Raw genomic sequence first — 6,657 nt, 5'->3', positions numbered from 1 at the left:
ATCGACACCCTCCATCGGTCGTTGCTCGGCGGCCAGTGCGAGGTGATCTTCGAGGACCTGCTGGTCCGGGTATGTGCGGAGCAGGGCGCGGACGACCGCGGCTTCGAATACGCCCAGGTGCGACTGGGCCCCGCCCGCATGACGCATGTGATGCGCTGGCTCGGCGCGGCCCGCCGCGGCCACGATGTGGCGGTGTCGCGGGTGGCCGAGCGGCGCGGATTCGGTTCGCGGCTCGGCGATCTCGGCATGATCCAGCAGATGATCGCCGACAACGAGATCGACATCGCCGCCACCCGCGCGCTGCTGGCTCGCGCCTGCTGGGAACTCGATCGCGGCGAGCAGGCGGCGAACGCCACCTCGATCGCGAAAACCTATGCCGCCGAGGCGATCTTCCGGATCATCGATCGCAGCATGCAGATGTGTGGCGGCCTGGGTGTCTCCGCCGACCTGCCGCTGGCCCGGCTGTCGCGCGAGGTCCGTCCGTTCCGGATCTACGACGGTCCGTCCGAGGTGCACCGCTGGGCCATCGCCAAGCGTGCGGTGAGCGCGGCCAAGCGCGCGCACAAGGACTCCGAATGAGTCTGCCTGGCATGGATGTCGCTGCCCTGGAACAGTTCCTGCGCGACAGAGGCGTACCGGTGCGCGGTGCGCTGCGGGTGGAACTGATCAGCGGCGGCCGCTCGAATCTGACCTTCACGGCGGCCGACGATGACTCGACCTGGGTGGTGCGGCGTCCGCCCGTCGCCGGACTCACGCCGTCCGCGCACGACATGGCCCGCGAATTCACCGTCACCGAAGCACTCCAGGGCTCGGCGGTCCCGGTCGCGAGGACCATCGCTTTCGATGCGCAGGGCACCGCGCTCGGTGCCCCGATGACCGTCGTCGACTACGTCGACGGCCTGGTGATCCGCGATCAGGACGACCTCGCCACCCTGACCGACGACCAGGTCGAGGCGAGCGCGGCCGAGCTGGTGCGGGTGCTGGCCCGCCTGCACGAGGTCGATCCGCAGGCGGTGGGGCTCGAGAAATTCGGGCGACCCACCGGTTTCGTCGAGCGCCAGGTGAATCTGTGGGCGTCCCAATGGGATCGGGTGAAGACCCGCGAACTCGCCGACGTCACCGCGCTGCACGCCGCGCTGACTGAGGCGCTGCCGACCCGATCGGCGGCCTCGATCGTGCACGGCGACTTCCGCATCGACAACACGATTCTGGACGCGGCCGATCCCGGCCGGGTGCGCGCCGTCGTCGACTGGGAGATGTCGACCCTCGGCGACCCGCTCACCGATGTCGCCCTGATGTGCGTGTACCGCTCACCCGTGTTCGACCTGGTCCTCGGCTCGTCGGCCGCGTGGACCAGCGACCGGATGCCCACCGCCGACACCCTCGCCCAGTCCTACGCGACGGCGTCGGGCCGCGACCTCGGCGACTGGGGCTTCTACCTCGCGCTCGCCAACTTCAAACTCGGCGTGATCGGCGAGGGCATCACCCACCGGGCGCTGCGGGGCTCCGACTCCGGAGCCGCGGCCGAACGCGCCGCCGAGGCCACCCCGGAATTCATGGCCGCCGGCCTGCGCGCACTGAAAGGACACCGGAAATGACCAAATCCGCCCTGATCAGCGGCGCGTCCAGGGGTATCGGCCTGGGCATCGCGAATCGGCTTGCCCGGCAGGGCTATTCGCTGACCATCACCGCGCGCGATCCCGACCGGCTCGACGTGGTCGCCGCCGAGCTGCGTGCGCACGGCGCCGCCGAGGTGGTCCCCGTCGCCGCCGACATGTCCGACGAGGAGGGCGTCGCGCGGGTACTCACCGCGCACACCGACCGATTCGCGACGATGTCGGCCTTGATCCTGAACGCGGGCGTCGGCACCGCGGGCCCACTGGCCGAGTCGTCGATGCGGCGCTTCGACAAGACCATCGCGGTCAACGTGCGCGCACCCATCCAACTCATCCAGGGCGCCCTGCCGATGCTGCGCGCCGGAGCAGCCGCCGATCCCGCCCACGGTGCGAAAGTCATTGCGCTGTCCTCGATCACCGGCGTCTACGCCGAGGCCGGACTGGCCATCTACGGCGCCGCCAAAGCCGCGCTCATCTCCCTGCTCACCACCCTCAACGCCGAAGAATCCGGCAACGGGGTCACCGCCACCTCGATCGCACCCGCCTACGTCGACACCGACATGAGCGCCTGGATCCACGACCGGATTCCCCCCGAGCGGATGCTCGCGGTCAACGACATCGTCGAGATGGTCGACGCCCTGCTACGCCTGTCCGCCCAGGCCGTGGTCCCCACGATCGTCATGTCGCGCGCGGGAACCGACGGCTACCGGGCATAGCGGGATCAGGCGATGCGGCTCGCTGCGGTAGCGGGCGTGCCCGCCGTCGATCTTCAGCAGCTTCCACAGCTGCTTGGTCACCGGGTTCATCCGCGCGAGGTGGGCGCGCAGGAACTCGTTGGCGAAGGAGGTGTGGCGCGCCTCCTCGGCGATGTGGATCTCCATGATCCGCAGCAGCGTCGGCTGGGTCGCGTGCCCCGACCTGATCAGGGCCTTCTGGTAGTTCGATGGGTGTGCGCAGACCGATCGGGCCCGGGTCAGTCGGCGCGGGGAATCCGGCCGTCGACGTCGGTGAATCCGTAGGCCTCGGCCAGGTCGGCGACCTTGCACGCGGTGCCCGCGCGCGCCATGCGGTCCGGATCGGCGGCCAGGGCGACCACGGCGCGGCCGGGGAAGCGGGGCGTCTCGGCGGCGTTCAGGTCGAAGGTGCCCTCGCCCGGCAGGGTGACCTGGCGACGGCCCTGTTCGTCGGCCGGAACCAGTTGCAGCAGTTCGGTATCCACGATGCCGGGCCAGATCGAGATCGCCGTCGCGCCGGTGCCGTCGAGGTCGTGGGCGAGATCGGCGGTGAGCCGGTCCAGGGCGGTCTTGCCGACGCCGTAGACGGCGTTGTGCATGTACCGCCGGGCGCCGGGAGACGACACGTTGACGATCAGGCCGGCCGACTCGATCAGCAGCGGCGCGGCGAAAACACTGGCCACATAGTGCGATCGGACACCGATGTCGAAGGTCTCGTCCCACGCCTTCGGCGGCACATCCCAGAACTTGCGCCCGAGCCAGCGGGCGGCGGCGGGGGAGTTGTAGACGTTGTTCACCAGCACGTCGAGCCGCCCCTGCTCGTCGCGGACCTGGGCGAAGAGTTTCTCGACCGCGGCGTCGTCGGCGTGATCGCAGGCGACGGCGACCCCGTGTCCGCCCAGCGCGGTGATCTCCTCGGCCGTGGCGTGCACGGTGCCGGGCAGCCTGCCCGGCGTGGTGGTGCGGCCGGTCACGTACACGGTGGCCCCGGCCGCGCCCAATTCCTGGGCGATGCCTTTGCCGATAGCGCGGCTGGCCCCGGTCACCACCGCGACCTTGCCTGCGAGAATCTTGGGTGTTCCGCTCATGACCTCCAGACACTACCGTCAAAATAAGAACACGTTCTAGAAATGGAGACGGTAGTGGAGCTGACCCATCGATTCCTGGACACCGGCGGTATCCGGATGCACGTCACCGAGCAGGGGCAGGGGTATCCGGTCGTCTTCTGTCACGGATTCCCGCACACTTCGTTCGTGTGGCACCGCCAGCTCGCGGCCGTCGCCGCCGCCGGCTTCCGCGGCATCGCCCCCGACCTGCGCGGGTACGGCCGCACCGATGCCCCCACCGATGTCGCCGCTTACACGAACGAGGCCGTGATCGGTGACCTGCTGGCGCTGCTCGACGACCTCGGCGCCGAGAAAGCCGTGTTCGTCGGTCTCGATTTCGGCGCCCAGCTCGTGTGGGAGCTGTCGCTGCGTGCGCCAGAACGCGTGGATGCCGTTGCGGTGCTCAACAATCCGTTCTCCCCCCGACCGCCGCGTGCCCCGTCCGAGTTCTGGACCAAGGCCGCGCAGCGGCACTTCCTGCACCTGGCCTACTTCCAGGAACCGGGTGTGGCCGATGCCGAACTGGCGGCCCGTCCCCGCGAATTCCTTGCCCGCGTGTACTACTCGCTCTCCGGCGACTACCACTACCTCGACACCTGGAAGAACCCGCCGGGACTCGGCTACCTCGATGTCCTGCCGCAGGCGCCCGCCCTGCCATGGTCGTGGCTCTCCGAATCCGAATTCGACACACTGGCAACGGAGTTCGAACGCACCGGCTTCACCGGCGGCCTGAACTGGTACCGCAACCTCGATCGCAACTGGGCACTCACCGAGGCCTTCGCCGGCGCGCAGGTCCCGGTGCCCACCTACTTCCTCTACGGCGAGAACGACCCCGACATGGAGGGTTTCAGCGGCCGCGACCCGCTCGCCGTGCTGCGCGCCAACGTCCCGGATCTGCGTGCGGTGGTGAAGGTTCCGGACGCGGGCCACCTCGTGCAACTGGAACGGACCGATGCCGTCGACGAGTTCCTGACCGCCTCACTGCGCGACCTCGGAGTGGGAGCCCGGGTCGCGCCGTAGGTTTCAGCGCACGCGGTCGTAGGTGAGGGCGATCTCGCCGAGCTCGCCCACCTCGTGGTGGGTGATCGTCCACCGGGAATCCGGCAGGCCGTCGTCGAACAGGCGCTGCCCGTCGCCGGCGATCTCGGGGCAGATCAGCAGATACAGCCGGTCGATCAGGTCCGCCGCGAGCAGGTCCTTGATGACGGTCGGGCTGCTGTTGGCGAGGATCTCGCCGGTTCCGGTCGCCTTCAGTTCCGTGACGACGTCGGCGGCGGGCGCGTTCACCATGCGAGTGTGTTCCCACGGCGCGTCGGTGACGGTGGTCGACAGGACGACTTTGTCGGTGTCCACCAACCACTTCGCGTAGGCGCGGTCGCGCGGATCGGCGGTGTCGTCCGCGGCCACCGTCGGCCAGTAGGCGAGGAATCCCTCGGCGTTGCGGCGGCCGAGGACTGCCGTTGTCGCGTTCTCCCAGAGCCGGGTGAGGTGGTCGCGGGCGACCTCGGTGGTCGCGTAGCGCACGATCGCGGCGGCGTCGGTAGGGCCGCCGGGTCCGTTGTAGCGTCCGTCGAGGGTGAGGCCGATATTGGCGGTCACGATGCGTTCGGTCATGGCTGTGCTTCCTTACTTTCTGGTGGTGCCGAGCGTGTCGGCGAGGTTGTCGAGCACCTGTCCCCATCCCGTGCCGATCCCGGCGATATGCGGGACGGCCTCGACGGAGGTTTCGGTGATGGTGAGCCCGAGCCGAAGACGGGTGCCACCCTGAACCGAGTCCAGGGTCAAGTCGTAGTGGCCGGTGAAGGACACCGCCCCGGTGGCGTCGAGCACCGAGAGGTCAAAGACGAGGTGTTCGGCTTCTGTTGCGGCGCTGACCTTTCCGGCGGAGCGGTACCGGCGGCCTTCGGGATCGCGGTAATCAAGGATGGCGCGTCCGCCGGGGGTCGGTTCGAGAGCGCATTCGGTGATCGTCATCGACGGCGGGGCCAGCCATGATCCGAGCAGATCGGCGTCGACCCAGTGTCGCCAGACGACTTCGCGGGGCGCGTCCAGCACGCGATCGAAGGTGAAGGTGCGGCCGTCGGCCCACCGATCATGGTCGGCGACAGCCGATTCCGCCTCGATGGCGGCGCGATAGCGTTCGACCACGTCGCGTTCGTCCGCGTTCGCTTCGATGGTCTGGACGAGCTGGCGCAGGCGACGCTCGAGCCCGGTGAGTGGCCCGGACTCGATGGCGTAGACGCGCCGCTGTCCCAGTGGGAACACGGTGACGAGACCGGCGCGGGCCAGGGTCTGGAGGTGCTTGGTGGTCTGTGGCTGGCGCAGGCCTGTCAGCTCGGCAAGTTCTCCCACGGAGCGAGGGCGTTCGGCGAGGAGTTCGACGATGCGCCACCGTGCGGCGTCTCCGAGTGCTGCGGCTGTCTCGTCCATGTGTAGAAATATTCTCTGATAGGAATATTCTTGTCAAGGAATACTTCGAAGTGCCTATCGGTCGCCGATGATCTCCGCAGGTAGGAACATCGTTCCCAGCTGGGCCGCAATCGCGCTGGTGTGCTCGACGATTACGGCGAGAACGACCCCTACATGGAGGGTTTCAGCGGCCGCGACCCGCTTGCCGTGCTGCGCGCGAACGTCCCGGACCTGTGTGCGGTGGTGAAGGTTCCGGACGCTGGCCACCTCGTGCAACTGGAGCGGACCGATGCTGTCGACGAGTTCCTGACCACCGCGCTGCGCAACCTCGGGGTAGGAGTCCGGGTGGCGCCGTAAGGTCCGAGCTCAGCGCACGCGGTCGCTGGTGAGGGCGATCTCGCCGAGCTAGCCCACCTCGTGGTGGGTGAGCCGGGGGTCCGCCTGGATTCTTCGGACATCCCCGAATCAGGAATGCTCATCGGGCTGATCGCCGCCGAGTATTTGGGGTCGCCGAATCCGCGTCTTGTAAGCCCCGCCGAAACGAGAAACAGCCAACTGAACCCCGAGGCGGTTAGGATCGACCAGCAGGTCCCATTTCTTCCAACCCGATTGCATCGAGGAGGGCGTCATGGCACAACCCGCGTACTTCACGTTCATCCAGCCCAGCAGCCCGGGCTCCGAATTCGTCATCCAACTGACCGACGACAAACTCATCCAGCATGCCCGCCGCATCGTCTCCGGCGAGGAGACACGGGAGGTCCATGCCCACGGCAGGCTCGTCAAACGTACGGC

9 protein-coding genes are annotated in these 6,657 nt (G+C 68.4%); 5 read left to right on the top strand and 4 right to left on the bottom strand.

Annotated elements, in window-relative coordinates:
* From ACFWPJ_RS21090 to ACFWPJ_RS21080, 3 genes are all read left to right on the top strand, one after another.
* Positions 1-579 (top strand): acyl-CoA dehydrogenase family protein (locus ACFWPJ_RS21090; protein WP_378853806.1); only part of this gene is annotated, 579 nt, incomplete at its 5' end.
* On the top strand, positions 576-1,598 hold the full coding sequence (locus ACFWPJ_RS21085; protein WP_378853804.1) for a phosphotransferase family protein: 1,023 nt from the start codon (positions 576-578) through the stop codon (positions 1,596-1,598). The genes ACFWPJ_RS21090 and ACFWPJ_RS21085, both read left to right, overlap by 4 nt.
* Complete coding sequence (locus ACFWPJ_RS21080) at positions 1,595-2,332, top strand: SDR family NAD(P)-dependent oxidoreductase (protein WP_378853802.1); 738 nt, start codon at positions 1,595-1,597, stop codon at positions 2,330-2,332. The genes ACFWPJ_RS21085 and ACFWPJ_RS21080 overlap by 4 nt, the downstream gene beginning before the upstream one ends.
* Here the strand turns inward: ACFWPJ_RS21080 and ACFWPJ_RS21075 are convergent.
* Both ACFWPJ_RS21075 and ACFWPJ_RS21070 read right to left on the bottom strand, forming a co-directional pair.
* Entirely contained in the window at positions 2,258-2,662 is a 405-nt protein-coding gene (locus ACFWPJ_RS21075; protein WP_378853800.1) for a diiron oxygenase, read from the bottom strand. The two genes, ACFWPJ_RS21080 and ACFWPJ_RS21075, sit on opposite strands and share 75 nt — an antisense overlap.
* Positions 2,590-3,438, bottom strand: coding sequence for an SDR family NAD(P)-dependent oxidoreductase (locus ACFWPJ_RS21070; RefSeq protein ID WP_378853798.1), 849 nt, complete (start codon positions 3,436-3,438; stop codon positions 2,590-2,592). The genes ACFWPJ_RS21075 and ACFWPJ_RS21070 overlap by 73 nt, the downstream gene beginning before the upstream one ends.
* A gap of 42 nt (positions 3,439-3,480) precedes the next feature.
* On the opposite strand from ACFWPJ_RS21070, the gene ACFWPJ_RS21065 reads away from it, so the two are divergent.
* A complete protein-coding gene (locus ACFWPJ_RS21065) occupies positions 3,481-4,476 on the top strand; it encodes an alpha/beta fold hydrolase (protein WP_378853796.1) in 996 nt (331 codons plus the stop codon).
* Positions 4,477-4,479: 3 nt separating this feature from the next.
* On the opposite strand, the gene ACFWPJ_RS21060 is transcribed toward ACFWPJ_RS21065, so the two are convergent.
* Together ACFWPJ_RS21060 and ACFWPJ_RS21055 are read right to left on the bottom strand one after the other, a co-directional pair.
* Entirely contained in the window at positions 4,480-5,070 is a 591-nt protein-coding gene (locus tag ACFWPJ_RS21060; RefSeq protein WP_378853794.1) for a dihydrofolate reductase family protein, read from the bottom strand.
* Positions 5,071-5,082: 12 nt separating this feature from the next.
* Positions 5,083-5,886, bottom strand: coding sequence for a metalloregulator ArsR/SmtB family transcription factor (locus ACFWPJ_RS21055; RefSeq protein ID WP_378853792.1), 804 nt, complete (start codon positions 5,884-5,886; stop codon positions 5,083-5,085).
* Between the two features lie 120 nt (positions 5,887-6,006).
* On the opposite strand from ACFWPJ_RS21055, the gene ACFWPJ_RS21050 reads away from it, so the two are divergent.
* Complete coding sequence (locus ACFWPJ_RS21050) at positions 6,007-6,222, top strand: hypothetical protein (protein WP_378853790.1); 216 nt, start codon at positions 6,007-6,009, stop codon at positions 6,220-6,222.
* Positions 6,223-6,657 lie beyond the last annotated feature (435 nt).

Origin of the sequence: Nocardia sp. NPDC058497, assembly GCF_042720195.1 — a bacterium.
Taxonomy (GTDB): domain Bacteria; phylum Actinomycetota; class Actinomycetes; order Mycobacteriales; family Mycobacteriaceae; genus Nocardia.
The sequence above is the reverse complement of the archived record's forward strand: the minus strand, read 5'-3'. Positions and strand labels throughout refer to the sequence as shown.